Source organism: Plantibacter sp. ME-Dv--P-122b, from assembly GCF_030209375.1.
Lineage (GTDB): Bacteria > Actinomycetota > Actinomycetes > Actinomycetales > Microbacteriaceae > Plantibacter.
The window spans coordinates 108,813-123,868 of record NZ_JARVSC010000004.1; the positions used below are offsets into that span (position 1 = coordinate 108,813).

Consider the following 15,056-nt stretch of genomic DNA (forward strand, 5'->3'; position numbering starts at 1 on the left):
ACACATGACCGATCGCATCCTGACCACGCACGCCGGGAGCCTGCCGCGCACGCCGGAGTTGACCCGGTTGCTCGTCGCCCGCGACCAGCGGCGGGCGTTCGACGTGGCCGAGTTGGAGGCGGTCACCGCGGACGCCGTCGCCGAGACGGTCGCCGCCCAGCTCGCGGTCGGTCTCGATCTCGTCAACGACGGCGAGGTCCCGCGCGTCGGGTTCTCCACCTACGTGCTCGAACGCATCGAGGGGTTCGGCGGCGCGGGTCACCGCAAGCCGACCCTCGACTCGCTGGCGTTCCCGGATTACGCGGCCTTCCAGGCGAAGCAGATCGTCGAGGGCGCGGACGTCGCGCGGGTGTGGGATCCGCCGATGGCCCAGGGGCTGCTCACCTACGACCCGACATTGTCCGGCATCACCGCCGATCTCGACGGCTTCGAGCGGGAACTCGCCACGCAGGCCGGCCAGGGGCGCGTGCCCGCCGGCACCTTCTTCTCCGCGGCGACCCCCGGCATCGTGTCGACGACGCTCCTGCTCGACGCCGCCAATCCCCACTACGGCGACGACCGGGCGTACGTCTTCGCCCTCGCCGAGCAGCTGCGGATCGAGTACGAGGCGATCGCCGCCCGAGGGCACGTCCTGCAGCTCGACGCCCCGGACCTCGCCATGGAGCGGGTCATCCAGTTCGGTGACGCGACGCTCGAGGAGTTCCTCGCGGCCGTGGACCTGCACGTCGACGCGCTCAACCACGCGATCCGGAACATCCCCCGTGAGCAGGTCCGGTTGCACGTCTGCTGGGGCAACTGGCAGGGGCCGCACCAGGACGACGTCCCGGTCGACGTGCTCCTCCCGCACCTCTACCGGGCGCGGGTGGGTGCGTTCAGCATCCCGCTCGGCAACCCGCGGCACCAGCACGAGGCGCCGGCGTTCCGCGACCACCCGCTCCCCGAGGGGGCGCTCCTCATCCCCGGCGTGGTCGACGTGACCACCAATTACCTGGAGCACCCGCAGGTCATCGCGAACCGGATCGTCGAGGTCGCGGAGGCGGTCGGCGACCCGACGCGGGTCATCGCCGGCACCGACTGCGGCCTCTCGACCTTCGCGAGTTACGAGTTCGTCGCGACGGACGTCGCCTGGGCGAAGCTCGGTGCACTCGTCGAGGGTGCTGCGATCGCGTCGAAGCGGCTGTTCGGGTCGTGAGCCTCGGGCCCGGGCTCAGACCGTGATCGACGGCTCGTCGCTGACCGACAGCGTGAGCACGGCCTTGCCGATGAGCTCGTCCCGTTCCAGGTCGCCCTCGAGTCGACGGAGCTGACGCGCGACGTCGTTCTCGCGGTCGTCGCCGACGAGGTCGACCGACGCGACGAGGAAGAGGCGTTCCGGTCCGCTGAACTCGAGGTACAGCGCCGTCACCCGCTCGATCTCCGGGTGGGACAGGAGCGCCGTGATGGTCTGCGCGCGGTAGGCGGGGCTCGGCGAGGCTCCGAGGAGGTAGCGCCGGTTGCGGTTGATGAGCAGCAGCGCGACGCCGCCGAGCAGCACACCGATCGCGATCGACCCGATCGCGTCCCAGACCGGATCGCCGGTCACCTGGTGGAGGCCGATGCCGGTACCCGCGATGATGAGGCCGAGCAGTGCTGCGGAGTCTTCGAAGAACACCGAGCGGAGCGTCGTGTTGGAGCCGTTCACGATGTAGTCGAAGAAGCCGCGGCCGTACTTCTTCGCCGTGCGCCGACCCTCGAGGATCGACTGGGTGAAGGAGAAGCCCTCCAGGAGGAAGGCGACGCCGAGCACGAGGTAGCTGAGGGCGTAGTTCTCCATCGCCTCCGGTGCGGTGAGGCTCTGGATGCCGTGCTGGATCGAGACGACCGCACCGACGGTGAAGATCCCGAAGGCGGCGAACAGCGAGAAGATGTACGCGTCACGGCCGTAGCCGAGCGGATGTGCGGCGTCGCGTCGCTTGTCGGCCCGTTTGTCGGCGATGAGGAGGAAGATCTCGTTCCCCGCGTCGGCCCACGAGTGCGCGGCCTCGGCCAGCATCGACGCCGACCCGGTGAGCGCGGCGACGATGGACTTGGCGATGGCGACGACGATGTTGGCCAGGAAGGCGATCACGACGGTCATGCGCCAACGCTACGCCCAGCCGGGGTCCGTCGTGGACGTCCGCGTGTCTGTGCAACGGGCCGGCAGTGGGAGAGCGTCAGGACTTCAGGACGCGCAGCGCCGTGCCCTTGTGCGCAGCCTTCGCGCCGGTCTTCTCCGACTCCACGATGAACGCGGGCTCGTCCTTCGAAGCCGTGAAGTGCTGGCCGTCGAACTGGAAGTCCGCGGTCTTCCGCTCGACGACCTTCCCCTGCGTCCGTCCCTGCGAGGTGCCCCACGACACGCGGTCGCCCACTCGTACGTCTGCCATGCTGCCTCCTCGCTGTCACACCGCGCGTGCGGCGTAAGCGAGGATGCCAGGGCGATGTCTGGACCGACAAGGGCTTGCGCCCCGAAGGCCCACGGCCCGGCGGCTAGAAGATATTGACGACGTCGTCGCAGCTGCTCTCCTCGTCGAGCGCCGAGATGACCTGCTGATCCTCGATGTCGCGGAAGGGGAATCCGTCGGGCTGGTCGTCGCCGTACTCGCCGATGTCGTCGAGGACGTCGCGTGCCTCCCCAGTGACCTGGTCGTAGTTGCGCTCGAGCGTGGTCGGGAACTGCTCGAACTCGGCGATGCGGGCCTCGGCGATCTCGATGCGGGCGTCGTAGTAGTCGGTGAACGCCTTGACGATCGTCTTGGTGTCCTCTCCAGCGGGTGGATTGTCCGCGATGGCGTCGCGTGCGGCTTGGAGCGCGGCGAGATGGGCGTTCGCGGCCTCGAGGATGGCCTGTTTCTGTGCCGGTCCGTCCTCGGCCGTCCGCTCGGAGCTTCGGACGCTCGTCAGGGTCCGGAGGACCGCGTCGTCGGCGTCGTCCGCTTCGGTCATGTTCGTCCAACCCGTGCAGGCCTGCTTCGCGAACGCCGCGCTGTCTCCCGAGTCGCCCGCGCCGGCATCGGACGCGCAACCCGTCAACGCCGCCATCAGGGCGACTCCTGCGATCGCTGCTGTCCCGAACCTGCGCATTGCCACTCCCGTCTCGTCACGGTCCGACCGCCGGACCGCCCCGACCACGGTAGGGCAGCCGGGCGGACGGTCGCGACGGGGACCCCTCCCCATCTCGCGTACCGTTGGCGGGATGAGTGACGACACCGCGACCGAGGAGCGCCGCAGGACCGCTGCGCACGCCTACAGCGCGCTCGGCTGCCTGCTCCTCGACGCCGGCACCTCCGTCACCGACGTCCGCGACTCCCTGGAGCGCGCCACGGTCGCATCGGGCGACGAGGGCCTCGCCTTCTCGGTGCTGCCGCAGCTCATCATCGTCAACGACGTTCACTCCGGCGCGGTGCTCGCAGCCGGCAACACGCACGGCGAGCTGTCGTTCCGCGGCGCGGCCCGCGCGAACCGGCTCATGCGCGAGCTCGAGCTCGGGCACTGGCCGGTCGGCGACCTGCCGGCCCGCATCCAGTCGATCCGGGAGACGCCGCGCCCGCACGCGTCGATGCACTGGGTGGTCGGGAATCTGCTGCTCGCGGGTGGGCTCGCGCTGCTGTTCCGCTGCCCATGGTGGGCGATCGTCGCATCCATGCTCGTCGGAGCGTTCGTCGGCCTCGTCATCACCCTGCTGGCGCGGTGGCGGGGTGCGGTCGCGATCGCCCCGTTCGTGACGGCGTTCGTGTCGACGACGCTCGTCGGGACGCTCGCATCGGCGATGGATCTCGGCCCCGTGCCGCTGTTCGCCGTCTGCGCGCCGATCGCGATCCTCGTGCCCGGTGCGCTCATCACCAACGCCCTGCTGGAATTGACGGCGACGGACATCGTGACCGGCTCGGCGCGCCTGATGTACGGGCTCATCGTGCTCGCCTTCATGGCGGCCGGGATCTCGGCAGGGGCGCTGCTCACCGGCCTGTCGATCGACCCCGACTCGACGGCGCTCGTCGGTCAGGTGGTCCGTGGGAGCTCGGACCTCGTCGGGTGGGAGTCGGTCCCGCCGCTGTGGTTCACGTGGATCGGCGTCGTGATGCTCGCGGCCGGGATCGGGATCGCGTTCGGCTCGGGCCGCTCCCTGACGCTGCTGACCATCTGCGTGATGGCGCTGACCTACGCGGGTATCGTCCTGTTCGCCCCGCTCGTGGGGAACGCGGTCGCGACGGGGCTCACCGCCGGGGTCGTGTTCGTCGTGGCCCGGATCGTCGAGCGGTACTCGGCGGCGGTGCCGTCCAATGTGACGTTCCAGCCAGCGCTGCTCATGCTCGTGCCGGGCACGGTCGGACTCGTCTCGCTCGCGACGCTCGAGGGTTCAGCGGTCACGGCGGCACTGACGGTGTTCATCAGCCTCTGCGTCGGCATCAAGACGGCGGCGGTCGTGACCGGTGTCGTCATCCCGCCGGTGCGTGCGACCGCGCGTCCCTGAGTCGCCCGGAACTGTCCGAAACCGAACCGGATCTGTGCAGATTCGGGCGATTCAGTGGTTCAGCGCTGCCCGCGCTCGCGCCTTGATCGCGAGGATGACCTCGGTCTTCGCGTCGGCGTAGTCGTTCATGTCGTCCCAGGACCTCCCGAGCAACTCCCGCTTGGTGCGCTCGTACAGCGCGCGGTCGTCGGTGTCGGAACGCAGGTGGTCTCGGAGGAGGAGGTACTCGTCGATCTCGGGGGCGCCCTGCTCGTAGAGGTGCACGTGGACGTCGCGCTCCGGCGTCCGGACCATCCGATGGCGGGGTTCACGGACGCGCAGCACGTAGCCGGCGACCAGCAGGGGGTCGAGGTAGTCCTCCTCCGCCGTGATGTCCTCCACGGCGACCACGATGTCGACGATCGGCTTCGCCGCGAGTCCGGGCACCGAGGTCGAGCCGATGTGCTCGATCGCGACGGCACTGGCGCCGAGGGCGTCGACGATGCACCGCCGGTGACGGTCGAACTGCTCCGGCCACTGCGGGTCGGCCTCATGCAGCTCGACCCGGACCGGCTCGGGGCCTCCGACCAGCTCGAGTGTCGTGACGTCCGGGCGGCGGGGGCGTCGGCCCAAGCCGTTCTGGATGGCGCGGATGTTGTCGCCCAGCACCCCCGATGCCAGGAGACCGGAGCCGAGCGGACCCGACGGATCGGTTCCGAGGCCTGGGAGGAGCCGGAGTGCCGAGCGGACCGGGTCGCTCAGGTGGTCGAGCTGCCAGGCGATCTCGGCCGTGCCTGCTCCGGCCTGATGCAGCTCGGCGGCCTTCGCCGCGTAGGCGGCGGCGCCGAGCGCGTGGGCGCCCATGTGCGCGACACCTGCTGCCTGCCCGGCCGACCACGCGGCGGCTTTGGCGGCGGGTGAGGACACCACCTGCGAGGCCCGGTTGGCGACGAAGCGTCGGCGGATCTCCCCGGCGGTGTCGAGGTCACCGGATGCGAACGCGCGAGCGCGCGCGATGGCGTCACTCGGACGATCGTCGTCCGGCGCCTCCGCTTCGAACAGCGGCAGGACCCGCTCGGCGCAGTCCGCGGCCCAAGCGGCGACGAGACGGCGGTCGGCTTCACTGAGGGACTGCGGGGAGAGCATGCTCCACCCTCGCACACTCGCCGCGGTCGGAGCATGGGCAGGGGGGTTAGCGTAGAGGGATGGCCGCCCTGAACCTGCCCGTGATCTCCTGCAGCCTCGATCCGGCGAGTCGAAGCCGGACCCTCGCTTCGGCGAGCGGCGAGCTGTTGCGCGAGCAAGGCCATGACTCGTCCGTCATCGATCTGGCCGAGATGGAGCTGCCGGCGTTCGACAACGACCGGGTCTTCGCGAGCCCCGCGTTCCGGAGGCTGCACGAGCTGATCACCGCGGCCGACGGGGTCGTCCTCGCCTTCCCGGTCTACAACTGGGCGCCGGCCGCGTCGGTGAAGTCGCTCATCGAGGCGACCGGCGCGACCGGCGAGGACGGCAGGGTCGCCGCCTGGTTCGACAAGGTCGTGACCTTCGTCTGCGCCGCCGGCCTGCCGCACAGCTACATGGCGACCGCCGCGCTCGGGCAGTCGCTCATGCTGGACTTCAAGTGCGTCATCAACCCGTACACGGCCTACCTGTCGGAGCGGGATTGGGAGGCGGCCGGCCTGCTGAAGACGGATCGTGCCGAGCGGCTCGCCAAGACGATGACCGTGCATGCGGAGTTGTCTGCGCTCCTCGCCGAGCGGAGCTACCGCTCGGTGTGGGAGGTGTGAGACCTGGTCTCGCCAGGACGATGAGCGTGCATGCGGAGCTGTCCGGGCTCCTCGCCGAGCGGAGCTACCGCTCGGTGTGGGAGGTGTGAGGGCGGAGCGTCACGATCCAGTGCCTCACAGGCGCACGACGAGCTTGCGGGCTGAGACGCCGTCATGGAGTCGGTCCAGGGCCGGCTGGATCGCCTCGAGGCCGTCGCCCACCACCTCGGGAGCGGGCGCGCAGACGTGGCGTCCATCGGCGAGGGCGCTCGGCAGGTAGTCCTCCCACAGCATCGGCCCGACCTCGTTGGTCATGAGCGAGCTGCCCCACACGTACCGTGCCGAGATCCCCGCCCGACGGGCGCGGACCTGGAGCGCGACGTTGGCCGCGACGAGCCGGGTCATGGTGCGGACGAACGTCAGGCTCGGACCGGCCCGACGCGGCAGCGATCCGAATGACACCGACGGGCTCGCGAGCGCGACGCGGCGTGCACCCGTGGCGGCGGCGACGGCGACGGCTGGTTCTGCGGAGCCGGTCCCGACGGCGAGGACGCCGACGACCGAGGAGCCGCGGAGGGCGCTGATGAGATCCGCCACGACGGTCGGGCTGCGGTAGTCGAACACGAGGTCGGCGCCGAGCTCGCGCACGCGGTCGTGGTTGTGCGGAGAGGCGGTGGTCGCGACCCGGTGGCCGGAGGCGACCGCGAGCTGGATGGCGTTGCTCCCGACGCTCGTGGCGCCGCCCCAGACGACGACGGTCGTCCCGGTGGGCGACGGGTGCTCCGAAGGGTGGGGGAGTGCGAGGTGGTCGCTCTGGAAGAGCGCGGTCGCGGCGGTCGAGATCCCGAGCGGGAGGACGACCGCGTCCTCGTCGCGCAGTGCGTCCGGGATCGGGGCCGCGAGGTCCGCTCGCACGACGGTGAACTGCTGGAACCCGCCCTCGGCGTCATGGCGCCGTCCGCGCTCCATGCCGACCGCGTACGCCACGACGCGGTCGCCCACCGCGAAACGATCGACACCGGGCCCGATGGCCACGACCTCGCCCGCGATGTCCTCACCGAGCACGGCGGGCGAGGGGAGCCAGCGGTACATGAGGTTGCCGGTCCGCTGTTTGACGTCGTCGAGCGGGTTCACCGCGACCGCGCGGTTCCGGATGAGGAGTTCGCCCGGGCCGGGTTCGTGCATCGCGGCCGGACCGACGACGAGGTCCGCGCGGGGTGCTGGCAGCCAGGCTGCGGTGTTCGTCGGCATGAGGTCTCCAAGGGTGTTGCGGATTGGCGTGGTGATGATGACACGGTGTGCCATCACTCTACACCCGACGACACGACGTGTCATCGGCTATCCTGATCGCATGGCACGCTGGGCTCCCGACGCCGCTCTCCGACTCGAGGGCGCTGCGATGGCGCTCTTCGCCGAGCGGGGCTTCGCAGCGACGACGGTCCCGGAGATCGCCGAAGCCGCCGGGCTCACCACCCGCACGTTCTTCCGTCATTTCGCCGACAAGCGCGACGTGCTCTTCCTCCGCGAGCGCGAGCTCCCGACCGTGGTCGGACGGCTGGTCGCCGCGGCGCCACCAGGACTCGACCCGCTCGCGCTGGTGATGTCCGGCCTCGAGACCGTGGCCGCCGGCGAGCTGCAGCGCTGGCGGGACGACATCGCCGCCCGCCGTGCTGTCATCCGGTCGGAACCGCAGCTGCGCGAGCGGGAACGGCTGAAGTCGGCGGTCCTCACCGACGCGATGCGCGATGGCCTCATGGAGAGTGGTGTCACATCAGCCGACGCGGCGCTCGCAGCGTCCATCGGTTCGGCACTCTTCGACGCCTCCCTCGAGCAGTGGCTCGCCGGACCGGACGACGCGCTCCTCGTCGACGTGCTCCGCGCGATGCGCGCCCGACTCGGCGACCTGGCGGGTCGCTAGGGCCAATCACGGCTCCGCGCCTGCTGCTCCGGGAGCCCGACCTGCCACAGGATGAACGCCACCGCGCTGCAGACCGCGAGCGCGGCGCCGATGATCAGTGCAGCCGTGCCGGTGGAGGCGAGCCAGTCGTGGTGGCTGATCCAGCCGGGATCGTCCTGCGGGAAGTCGAGGAACGAAGCGTAGGTCGAGATGCTCACGACGCCTGCCCCCAGGAACGCCGCGGCCAAGACTGATGCGCACCAGGACAGGGTCAGCCAGCCTCGGGAACGGCCCGCGCTTCGGGTCATCGGTAGCTTCTCACTCGTGCCGACCGACACCCGGACAGGCTGGCGCCTGGGCGAGCCACCAGGCTGCGATCGCCCGATCGGCCTCGCTGGGGTCGCGTGGTGCGTCCAGCTCGTCGTCGGCGGTGCCGCACGGCTGGGCCGTGAAGCCGGCGATCCGCGGATTGTCGGCGCTCATCGTGAACGAGATGGCCGTCTCCGAGGCGTTCGCGAGCGTCGTCACCTGCTGGTAAGCCGCCCACTGCGGACTCGCCTGCAGTTCCGCGAAGGGCATTCCCCCCAATGGTGTGTCCTCGGGGAACACGACCGAGACGTTCAGCTGATCGGGCCGGTTGCTGCCTGCGCCGCGTTGCTCCGCGTACCAGTCGATGGCTGCCACCGAGCCACCGAGGGGCGCGAGGACGGCGGTCGTCCCCTCGATCGCCGCGATGGTCTCCAGCACGGATGCCGGCACCGGCAGGCCCCATGCCAGGACGTGCGCGCCCGCCGATCCGGGGTCGAGGTTGGTCAACACGAGCGAGGTCTCCGCCGACGCCAGCGGCTTCGGGAGCTCTGCCTGGAATCCGCCCAGGAGTCGCGCGGCATCCGTCGGCGTCAGCGGGTCGTCGTACAGGAACAGGACCTTGAGCTCGGACGATGCCGGCCGGATCTCGTGGGCGGCGATCGCGATGAGCTCGACCTCGACGGATGCGACCCGGACCGCATCGACCTCGACCGGATCCGTGTCGGCCGCCCAGTCGCGCCAGGCCGTCACGGTCGCATCGATCGTCTTCGCTGGTGCACCGGTGTCGAATCGGACGGAACCCCCTGCTGCGTCCTCGATGATCAACTCGCCGGATTCCTTGCCGTCGGTCGCCTGGGCCGCCGCCGCCGCGACGCCGGTGTAGGACTCGGGTGGAGCGCCGCCGGCCATCTCGACGGTGATCCTGGCGCTGTAATACGTCTCGAGCCCGCCGCCGTTCGACGCCTCGACCGTCCCGGTGACGTCCGCCACATCGGGCAGACCCTCGACGGCCTCGACGAGCGACGCTCGTGCCCCATCGGCGTCAGCGCTCGAACCGCATCCGGTCAGCAGGACGGCGGCTGTGATCGCCCCGAGTCCGACGGCGATCGCCCGGCGTGCGTTCCGGCGCGCGCGGGCGCCTCGTGATTCCCCCATGCAGGGAGGCTATCGCGACGCCGCGCTCGTCGTCCGGCGGGCGGCGGGGCATCCGATGGTCGAGGATGGAGCCATGCCGAACCGGGAGTCGTCCACCACCAACCCGTATCGGATGAGCCGTCGTCGCATCACGACGTGGACTGGCGCGCTCATCGCCTCCGTGGTGCTGCTCGTCGTCGTCGCGATCGTCTTGGCCGCAATCGGCGGCGACAGTGCAGAGTCCTGGGTCGCGATCGTCCTGTTCGTGGCGTTCGGCGTACCCGTCGCCGCGGCCGCCGTCATGGGCGGGTTGGCGATCGCCTCATGGGGGTGGGTGGCCGGCACGGTGTTCGGTGTGGGGTGGCTGACGCTGCTCGTCGTCATCGTGAACAACGGGTTCCATCTGCTCTTCGACGGGCAGGCCGTGGGGCCCGTGATCTACGACGAGGCGATCTGGCAGATCGGCGGAGTGGGCGGGCTGGTCGTCGGTGGGGTGTTGTTCTTCGTCGCCGGCTGGCAGGGCGATGTCCCGATGTGGATCGGCGGGCCGGCCGGGGGTATCGACATCTCGCGCAGGCGCTTGTCGGGTAGAGGCGACGATTCGACAGGCTCTGGCGCGGTGGTCCCGCCACCGAAGCGGAAGCCGCGTCCGAAACCGAAGCGTCGCCCGAAGCAGCAGCGACGTCGCTGACGATCTGGCGTGGTCCGGGCCGACCGATCAGTCGCCGCCGCCCCCGCCGCCCCCGTCTCCGCCGCCGCCGGAGTCGCCGCTGCTCCCACCGTCCCAACCGCCGGAGTCGCTTCCGCCGTGGTGGCCGCCGCCGTGGTGACCGTCGCTGCCGACGATGAACGGCATACCGGAGTCCGACGTCGTACCACCGCGATGCTTCGACCCGCCGGCACGTCGTCTGGCCTGCACGGTGATCGTGAAGACGATGACCGCGACGGCGGCGAGGACCACGAGCATGATGACGGTTGAGCTGTCCATGGCTCGACCGTAGCGATGTCCGACGGCTGTCGCATCTCCCGCGCGGCGAGTATCGGCGTCCGACCGGACCTCAGCGCCTCGGGATCGTGGAACCGCGGAGGACGAGGCGGCCCGGCAGGTACTCGACCCCCTGCGCGACCTCCGTGCCCTCGATCGCCTCGAAGATGCGGGTGGCGGCGAGTCGGCCGAGCTGTTGCAGGTTGGCATCGATCGACGACAGCTCCGGGCGGGAGTTGGTGGCCAGGATCTCCCAGTTGTCGAAGCTGACGACCGCGACGTCGCTCGGGACGTCGCGCCCGAGGTCGCGGACGGTGTCGAGCACGCCGCGGGCGATCTGGTCGGAACCGGCGACGATGCCGTCGATCTCCGGGTGCTGTGCGAGCAGCATCGCCGCCGCATCGCGACCCCAGTGCTCGGTCCACTCTGAGAACATCGGCGTACCGACGAGGTCCAGACCCGCCGCGGCGAGGGCGTTCTGCACGCCCGTCACGCGGTCCCTGGCCGCCGCGTACTGCGGTTCACCCGTGATCATCGCGATGCGGGAACGCCCGCACGCGATCAGGTGCTCGACGGCGAGGCGCCCGCCGTCGCGGTTGTCGGGGGTGATCGACACGTCGGTCGGGTCGTCGGACGGCGCGTACGCGTAGACGACCGGGACGGGCAGTTTGTGGCCGAGCGAGGGGCGTGGGTCCGTCGTGCGGCCCACGACGATGATGCCGTCGACGCGCCGGGTGAGGAGGGCGTTCAGGTGATGCTGCTCGCGGATGGCGTCCCCGCGGGCGTCGCACAGGAACACGTTGACCTGCCCGGCGCCGAACGCGTCCTCGGCGCCCATGAGGATGGGGATGACGAAGCGGCCCTCGAGGTCGCTCGTCAGGAGACCGACGGTGCCGGTGCGCCCGTTGATGAGACTGCGGGCCAGCTCGTTCGGGGTGAAGGCGACTTCCTTCGCGGCGTCGAGCACCCGCTGCCGGGTCTTCGGGGCGACCTCGCTCCGTCCGTTGATGGCCTTCGAGGCGGTGGCCATCGAGACGCCTGCAATCCGTGCGACGTCGCCCAGGGTCGCCGCTCGGCCGGGGGTACCGGTTGCCGACGCACCGACATCACTGTCTGGCATTGCTCCCCCTCTTCGTTTCCGAAACGTTACCGGACTTCGCTCTTGACGCTACACCGATCCCAGGCTAGCTTTACCGAAAGGCGTTTCGAGAGTTTCGAAAACCTCCCATGCACCGCCGGACCCGACCGGTCCGCTCAACGATGAGTCAGAGGAGTCACCATGCGCAGCACGCACACCAGACGGATGCAGCGGGTCGGAGGGGTGTTGGCCGCCAGCGCCCTCCTCGTCGGCCTCGCCGCCTGTTCCTCCGGGGGCGTCGGGAGTTCCCCACTCGCCAGTGCCGGGCCCGAGGGCGTCGACGACGGGTCCGAGCTCACGCTCTGGACCCGCGCCCCACTCGAGAAGCAGGCGAAGCTCCTCGTGGAGGCCTACAACGCCTCGCACGAGAACCAGGTGAAGCTCACCGTGGTCCCGAACGACGACTACGTCGCGAAGGTCGGCGCGGCGGCCGGCTCCGACAGCCTCCCCGACCTGTTCGCCGCCGACATCGTGTACGTCCCGAACTGGGTCGAACAGGGCCTCTTCCAGGACCTCACTGCGAACATCGACGGGCTCGACTTCAAGGACGAGATCAACCAGGGCCACCTCGCCGCCGGCACCGCGGACGGGAAGGAACACGTGCTCCCGTTCGTCCTCGACCTCTCGATGCTGTTCTGGAACAAGGAGCTCTACAAGGAGGCCGGCCTCGACCCCGAGCAGGGCCCGACCACGTTGGCCGAGTTCGCCGAGGACGCGAAGGCCGTCCAGGCCCTGAACAAGCCCGACACCTACGGCACCGCCACCGGCCTCAACTGCGGCGGCTGCCTCGTCTTCACCTGGTTCCCCAGCGTGTGGGCCGACGGCGAGCAGGTCATGAACAAGGAAGGCACCGAGTCCCTCCTCGCCGAGGACGGCGCGAAGGAGGTCTACAGCACGTGGGCCGACCTCTGGAAGTCCGGCGCCGTGCTCCCGTCCTCGAAGGACGAGGCCGGACCGACCTGGACCGCCGGCTTCACCGAGGGCAAGGTCGGCGTCATGCCGTACCCGGCGACCCTGCTCTCCTCCACGCCATTCGACGTGGGTGTGTCCGGCATCCCCGGACCGAAGGGCGGTGACTCGACCTTCGTCGGTGGCGACGGCATCGGTGTCTCGAAGGACAGCAAGAAGGCCGCCCAGTCGTGGAACTTCCTCAGCTGGCTGATGTCCGAGGACGCCCAGGTCGGCGTCCTCGCGAAGGACAACGACGTCGTCTCCCGCTCCGACCTCGCCGAGAACGAGTACTCGAGCAAGGACCCGCGCCTCGTCACGATCAACGAGGTCGCCTCGAAGGGCGACACCCCGTACTCGCTGAACTTCCAGGAGGCCTTCAACTCGCCGACCAGCCCATGGCTGACGCTCGTGCGGAACGCGGTCCTCGAGGGCACCGACACCGTCGACGCCGACAACCATGCCATCACGGACGTGCTCTCGCAGTAGTCCGATCCGCCGGTGCGCCGCCGTATCCTCACCGCGACGGCGCACCGGCACCCACCCGCTTCGAAAGGTCCACCCATGAGTACCACCCTCGCCAGACGAGGCCCGACGGACTCGGTCGGTGCCCGGAAGCGTCGAGCCGTGCACGCCCGCACCGGCTGGCTGTTCGCGCTCCCCACCGCCGTGTTCGTCGTCCTCCTGTTCCTCGTCCCGCTGGGGCTCGTGTTCCAGATGGCGGGCTCGGACTGGCCGCTCCTCGGTGGCAACCAGGGGTGGAACCTCCCCGAGAACTTCCCGAAGGCCATCGACAACCGCTTCTTCCTCGACTCGGTGGTCTTCACGCTCAAGTACACGGCCATCGCGACGGTCCTGCTCATCGGACTCGGCCTCGGTCTCGCGCTCCTCGTGCAGGAGTCCAGCCGGTGGAAGGGCTTCCTCCGCACCGCGTTCCTCATCCCGAGCGCCCTCGGCCTCGCCTCGGCGTCGCTCCTCTTCTACGTGCTGTACTCGCCGATCGCTGGTCCCTTCGCCGGGCTGACCAAGGCGATGGGGTTCACGTTCCTCGGCACGCCCGACGCGGCGCTCTGGTCGACGGTGTTCCTCATCGTCTGGCGCTTCGCCGGCTTCTACATGCTGCTCATGCTCGTGGGCCTGCAGGGCATCCCGGAGGAGGTCTACGAGGCGGCGCGCATCGACGGTGCATCACGCTGGCAGACCTTCCGCGACATCACGGTCCCGCTGCTCAAGCCGACACTCGCGCTCACGACGGTGATGTGCGTCACCGGCTCACTCCTCGCGTTCGAGCAGTTCTACATCCTCACCAAGGGCGGGCCCGACAACAGCACGATCACCATCGTCCAGCTCATCTACAACGTGGCGTTCCAGGGCCCGAACAACCTCGGCGTCGCCGGCGCGCTGTCGGTCATCGTGCTCGCCGCGCTCATCGTCATCAACATCGTGCAGATCCGCGCGTTCAGCAAGAAGGTCGAGAACTGAGCATGACCATCACCCGAAAGGAACCGGCCACCGTCACCTCGACGATGCCCGACGTCCGTGGTCACGGACGAACTCGCGGCCGCGGACGAGACGGGAAGCCGACGAACTTCTTCGGTATCGCCGTCCGGATGCCGTTCTGGATCTTCACCGCCGCGCTCGCCGTGATCTTCCTCTACCCGCTGGTCTGGACCGCCGTCCGCTCGGTGTCGCCGCTCGCCGGTACGAACCAGACCGAGGGCTGGGGGCTTGGCAACTACATCACCCTCGCCGGGTACCAGGACGGCATCCTGCAGTACATCGGCAACTCCGCGTTCGTCTCGCTGCTGACCGTGGTCCTGACGCTCGTCATCTCGCTCTTCGGCGGGTACGCGTTCGCCAGGTTCCAGTTCCGCGGCAAGAACGCCCTGTTCCTCGCCACCATCGCGATCCTCATGGTCCCGTACGCGACGCTGCTCATCCCGCTGTACGTGCTCCTCAACCTGGTCGGGCTGTCGAACTCACTCGTCGGCGTGGCGCTCGTGCTCACCATGTTCCAACTGCCGTTCTCGACCTTCATGATGCGCATCGCATTCGAGTCGATCCCGAAGGAGCTCGACGAGGCCGCGATGGTCGACGGCTGCACATCCTGGAGTGTGCTGTGGAAGGTCCTCGTGCCGGCCGTGAAGCCGGGGCTGATCACGGTCGGCCTGTTCGCGTTCCTCGCGGCGTGGAACGACTTCATGGCGCCACTCATCCTCATCAACGACTCGGCGAAGATGACCCTGCCGCTCGCGGTCTCGAACCTGCGCGGCCAGGTCCAGGGCGTCGTCGACTACGGCGCGACCGAAGCCGGCGTCGTGGTCCTCGCGCTGCCGTGCATCCTCCTCTTCCTCATCCTCCAACGTCACTACGTGCGCGGCTTCATGTCCGGCGCCTTCAAGGGGTAA

17 protein-coding genes are annotated in these 15,056 nt (G+C 69.6%); 8 read left to right on the plus strand and 9 right to left on the minus strand.

Going from position 1 to position 15,056, the window contains the following annotated elements; genetic code table 11:
- Window positions 1-4: 4 nt before the first annotated feature.
- Window positions 5-1,192: a cobalamin-independent methionine synthase II family protein gene (locus tag QRN19_RS10655; protein WP_285026846.1), complete on the plus strand. Its 1,188-nt coding sequence runs from the start codon at window positions 5-7 to the stop codon at window positions 1,190-1,192.
- Between the two features lie 15 nt (window positions 1,193-1,207).
- Here QRN19_RS10655 and QRN19_RS10660 read toward each other — a convergent pair whose 3' ends face one another.
- The 3 genes from QRN19_RS10660 to QRN19_RS10670 form a co-directional block, all read right to left on the minus strand.
- Window positions 1,208-2,116 carry a cation diffusion facilitator family transporter gene (locus tag QRN19_RS10660; RefSeq protein ID WP_285026847.1) on the minus strand — a complete coding sequence of 303 codons (909 nt, stop codon included), beginning with the start codon at window positions 2,114-2,116 and terminating at the stop codon, window positions 1,208-1,210.
- A 76-nt stretch (window positions 2,117-2,192) separates the two neighbouring features.
- Window positions 2,193-2,405: a hypervirulence associated TUDOR domain-containing protein gene (locus QRN19_RS10665; RefSeq protein ID WP_285026849.1), complete on the minus strand. Its 213-nt coding sequence runs from the start codon at window positions 2,403-2,405 to the stop codon at window positions 2,193-2,195.
- 103 nt (window positions 2,406-2,508) lie between these two features.
- A complete protein-coding gene (locus QRN19_RS10670) occupies window positions 2,509-3,060 on the minus strand; it encodes a hypothetical protein (RefSeq protein ID WP_285026851.1) in 552 nt (183 codons plus the stop codon).
- 154 nt (window positions 3,061-3,214) lie between these two features.
- Here QRN19_RS10670 and QRN19_RS10675 point away from each other — a divergent pair, with 154 nt between their 5' ends.
- A complete protein-coding gene (locus QRN19_RS10675; RefSeq protein WP_285026852.1) occupies window positions 3,215-4,489 on the plus strand; it encodes a threonine/serine exporter family protein in 1,275 nt (424 codons plus the stop codon).
- 51 nt (window positions 4,490-4,540) lie between these two features.
- On the opposite strand, the gene QRN19_RS18515 is transcribed toward QRN19_RS10675, so the two are convergent.
- Entirely contained in the window at window positions 4,541-5,614 is a 1,074-nt protein-coding gene (locus tag QRN19_RS18515) for a GrpB family protein (protein WP_350224034.1), read from the minus strand.
- Between the two features lie 59 nt (window positions 5,615-5,673).
- On the opposite strand from QRN19_RS18515, the gene QRN19_RS10690 reads away from it, so the two are divergent.
- Window positions 5,674-6,258 carry an NADPH-dependent FMN reductase gene (locus tag QRN19_RS10690; RefSeq protein ID WP_285026853.1) on the plus strand — a complete coding sequence of 195 codons (585 nt, stop codon included), beginning with the start codon at window positions 5,674-5,676 and terminating at the stop codon, window positions 6,256-6,258.
- 114 nt (window positions 6,259-6,372) lie between these two features.
- Here QRN19_RS10690 and QRN19_RS10695 read toward each other — a convergent pair whose 3' ends face one another.
- On the minus strand, window positions 6,373-7,488 hold the full coding sequence (locus QRN19_RS10695; RefSeq protein ID WP_285026855.1) for a zinc-binding alcohol dehydrogenase family protein: 1,116 nt from the start codon (window positions 7,486-7,488) through the stop codon (window positions 6,373-6,375).
- 100 nt (window positions 7,489-7,588) lie between these two features.
- Between QRN19_RS10695 and QRN19_RS10700 the strand changes: the two genes are divergently transcribed.
- Complete coding sequence (locus QRN19_RS10700) at window positions 7,589-8,155, plus strand: TetR family transcriptional regulator (RefSeq protein WP_285026856.1); 567 nt, start codon at window positions 7,589-7,591, stop codon at window positions 8,153-8,155.
- Here QRN19_RS10700 and QRN19_RS10705 read toward each other — a convergent pair.
- On the minus strand, window positions 8,152-8,352 hold the full coding sequence (locus QRN19_RS10705; protein WP_285026857.1) for a hypothetical protein: 201 nt from the start codon (window positions 8,350-8,352) through the stop codon (window positions 8,152-8,154). The genes QRN19_RS10700 and QRN19_RS10705 overlap by 4 nt on opposite strands.
- 100 nt (window positions 8,353-8,452) lie before the next feature.
- Window positions 8,453-9,598 carry a hypothetical protein gene (locus tag QRN19_RS10710; protein WP_285026858.1) on the minus strand — a complete coding sequence of 382 codons (1,146 nt, stop codon included), beginning with the start codon at window positions 9,596-9,598 and terminating at the stop codon, window positions 8,453-8,455.
- Between the two features lie 73 nt (window positions 9,599-9,671).
- Between QRN19_RS10710 and QRN19_RS10715 the strand changes: the two genes are divergently transcribed.
- Window positions 9,672-10,268, plus strand: coding sequence for a hypothetical protein (locus QRN19_RS10715; protein ID WP_285026859.1), 597 nt, complete (start codon window positions 9,672-9,674; stop codon window positions 10,266-10,268).
- Between the two features lie 27 nt (window positions 10,269-10,295).
- Here QRN19_RS10715 and QRN19_RS10720 read toward each other — a convergent pair whose 3' ends face one another.
- Window positions 10,296-10,565: a hypothetical protein gene (locus QRN19_RS10720; RefSeq protein ID WP_285026860.1), complete on the minus strand. Its 270-nt coding sequence runs from the start codon at window positions 10,563-10,565 to the stop codon at window positions 10,296-10,298.
- Window positions 10,566-10,635: 70 nt separating this feature from the next.
- A complete protein-coding gene (locus QRN19_RS10725) occupies window positions 10,636-11,682 on the minus strand; it encodes a LacI family DNA-binding transcriptional regulator (RefSeq protein WP_285026861.1) in 1,047 nt (348 codons plus the stop codon).
- Between the two features lie 159 nt (window positions 11,683-11,841).
- Here QRN19_RS10725 and QRN19_RS10730 point away from each other — a divergent pair, with 159 nt between their 5' ends.
- The 3 genes from QRN19_RS10730 (at window position 11,842) to QRN19_RS10740 (ending at window position 15,056) form a co-directional block, all read left to right on the plus strand.
- A complete protein-coding gene (locus tag QRN19_RS10730; RefSeq protein ID WP_285026862.1) occupies window positions 11,842-13,137 on the plus strand; it encodes an ABC transporter substrate-binding protein in 1,296 nt (431 codons plus the stop codon).
- Between the two features lie 75 nt (window positions 13,138-13,212).
- Window positions 13,213-14,130 (plus strand): carbohydrate ABC transporter permease, encoded by a 918-nt coding sequence (locus tag QRN19_RS10735; protein ID WP_285026863.1) that lies wholly within the window; start codon window positions 13,213-13,215, stop codon window positions 14,128-14,130.
- 2 nt (window positions 14,131-14,132) lie between these two features.
- Window positions 14,133-15,056, plus strand: a complete 924-nt coding sequence (locus QRN19_RS10740) for a carbohydrate ABC transporter permease (protein ID WP_350224035.1) — start codon at window positions 14,133-14,135, stop codon at window positions 15,054-15,056.

Coding starts and splice junctions, on each gene's coding strand:
- QRN19_RS10700 (WP_285026856.1), top strand. CDS start 7,589: ATGGCACGCTGGGCTCCCGACGCCGCTCTCCGACTCGAGGGCGCTGCG.
- QRN19_RS10670 (WP_285026851.1), bottom strand. CDS start 3,060: ATGGCGGCGTTGACGGGTTGCGCGTCCGATGCCGGCGCGGGCGACTCG.
- QRN19_RS10720 (WP_285026860.1), bottom strand. CDS start 10,565: ATGGACAGCTCAACCGTCATCATGCTCGTGGTCCTCGCCGCCGTCGCG.
- QRN19_RS10695 (WP_285026855.1), bottom strand. CDS start 7,488: ATGCCGACGAACACCGCAGCCTGGCTGCCAGCACCCCGCGCGGACCTC.
- QRN19_RS10665 (WP_285026849.1), bottom strand. CDS start 2,405: ATGGCAGACGTACGAGTGGGCGACCGCGTGTCGTGGGGCACCTCGCAG.
- QRN19_RS10690 (WP_285026853.1), top strand. CDS start 5,674: ATGGCCGCCCTGAACCTGCCCGTGATCTCCTGCAGCCTCGATCCGGCG.
- QRN19_RS10655 (WP_285026846.1), top strand. CDS start 5: ATGACCGATCGCATCCTGACCACGCACGCCGGGAGCCTGCCGCGCACG.
- QRN19_RS10660 (WP_285026847.1), bottom strand. CDS start 2,116: ATGACCGTCGTGATCGCCTTCCTGGCCAACATCGTCGTCGCCATCGCC.
- QRN19_RS10725 (WP_285026861.1), bottom strand. CDS start 11,682: ATGCCAGACAGTGATGTCGGTGCGTCGGCAACCGGTACCCCCGGCCGA.
- QRN19_RS10730 (WP_285026862.1), top strand. CDS start 11,842: ATGCGCAGCACGCACACCAGACGGATGCAGCGGGTCGGAGGGGTGTTG.
- QRN19_RS10710 (WP_285026858.1), bottom strand. CDS start 9,598: ATGGGGGAATCACGAGGCGCCCGCGCGCGCCGGAACGCACGCCGGGCG.
- QRN19_RS10675 (WP_285026852.1), top strand. CDS start 3,215: ATGAGTGACGACACCGCGACCGAGGAGCGCCGCAGGACCGCTGCGCAC.
- QRN19_RS10740 (WP_350224035.1), top strand. CDS start 14,133: ATGACCATCACCCGAAAGGAACCGGCCACCGTCACCTCGACGATGCCC.
- QRN19_RS18515 (WP_350224034.1), bottom strand. CDS start 5,614: ATGCTCTCCCCGCAGTCCCTCAGTGAAGCCGACCGCCGTCTCGTCGCC.
- QRN19_RS10715 (WP_285026859.1), top strand. CDS start 9,672: ATGCCGAACCGGGAGTCGTCCACCACCAACCCGTATCGGATGAGCCGT.
- QRN19_RS10735 (WP_285026863.1), top strand. CDS start 13,213: ATGAGTACCACCCTCGCCAGACGAGGCCCGACGGACTCGGTCGGTGCC.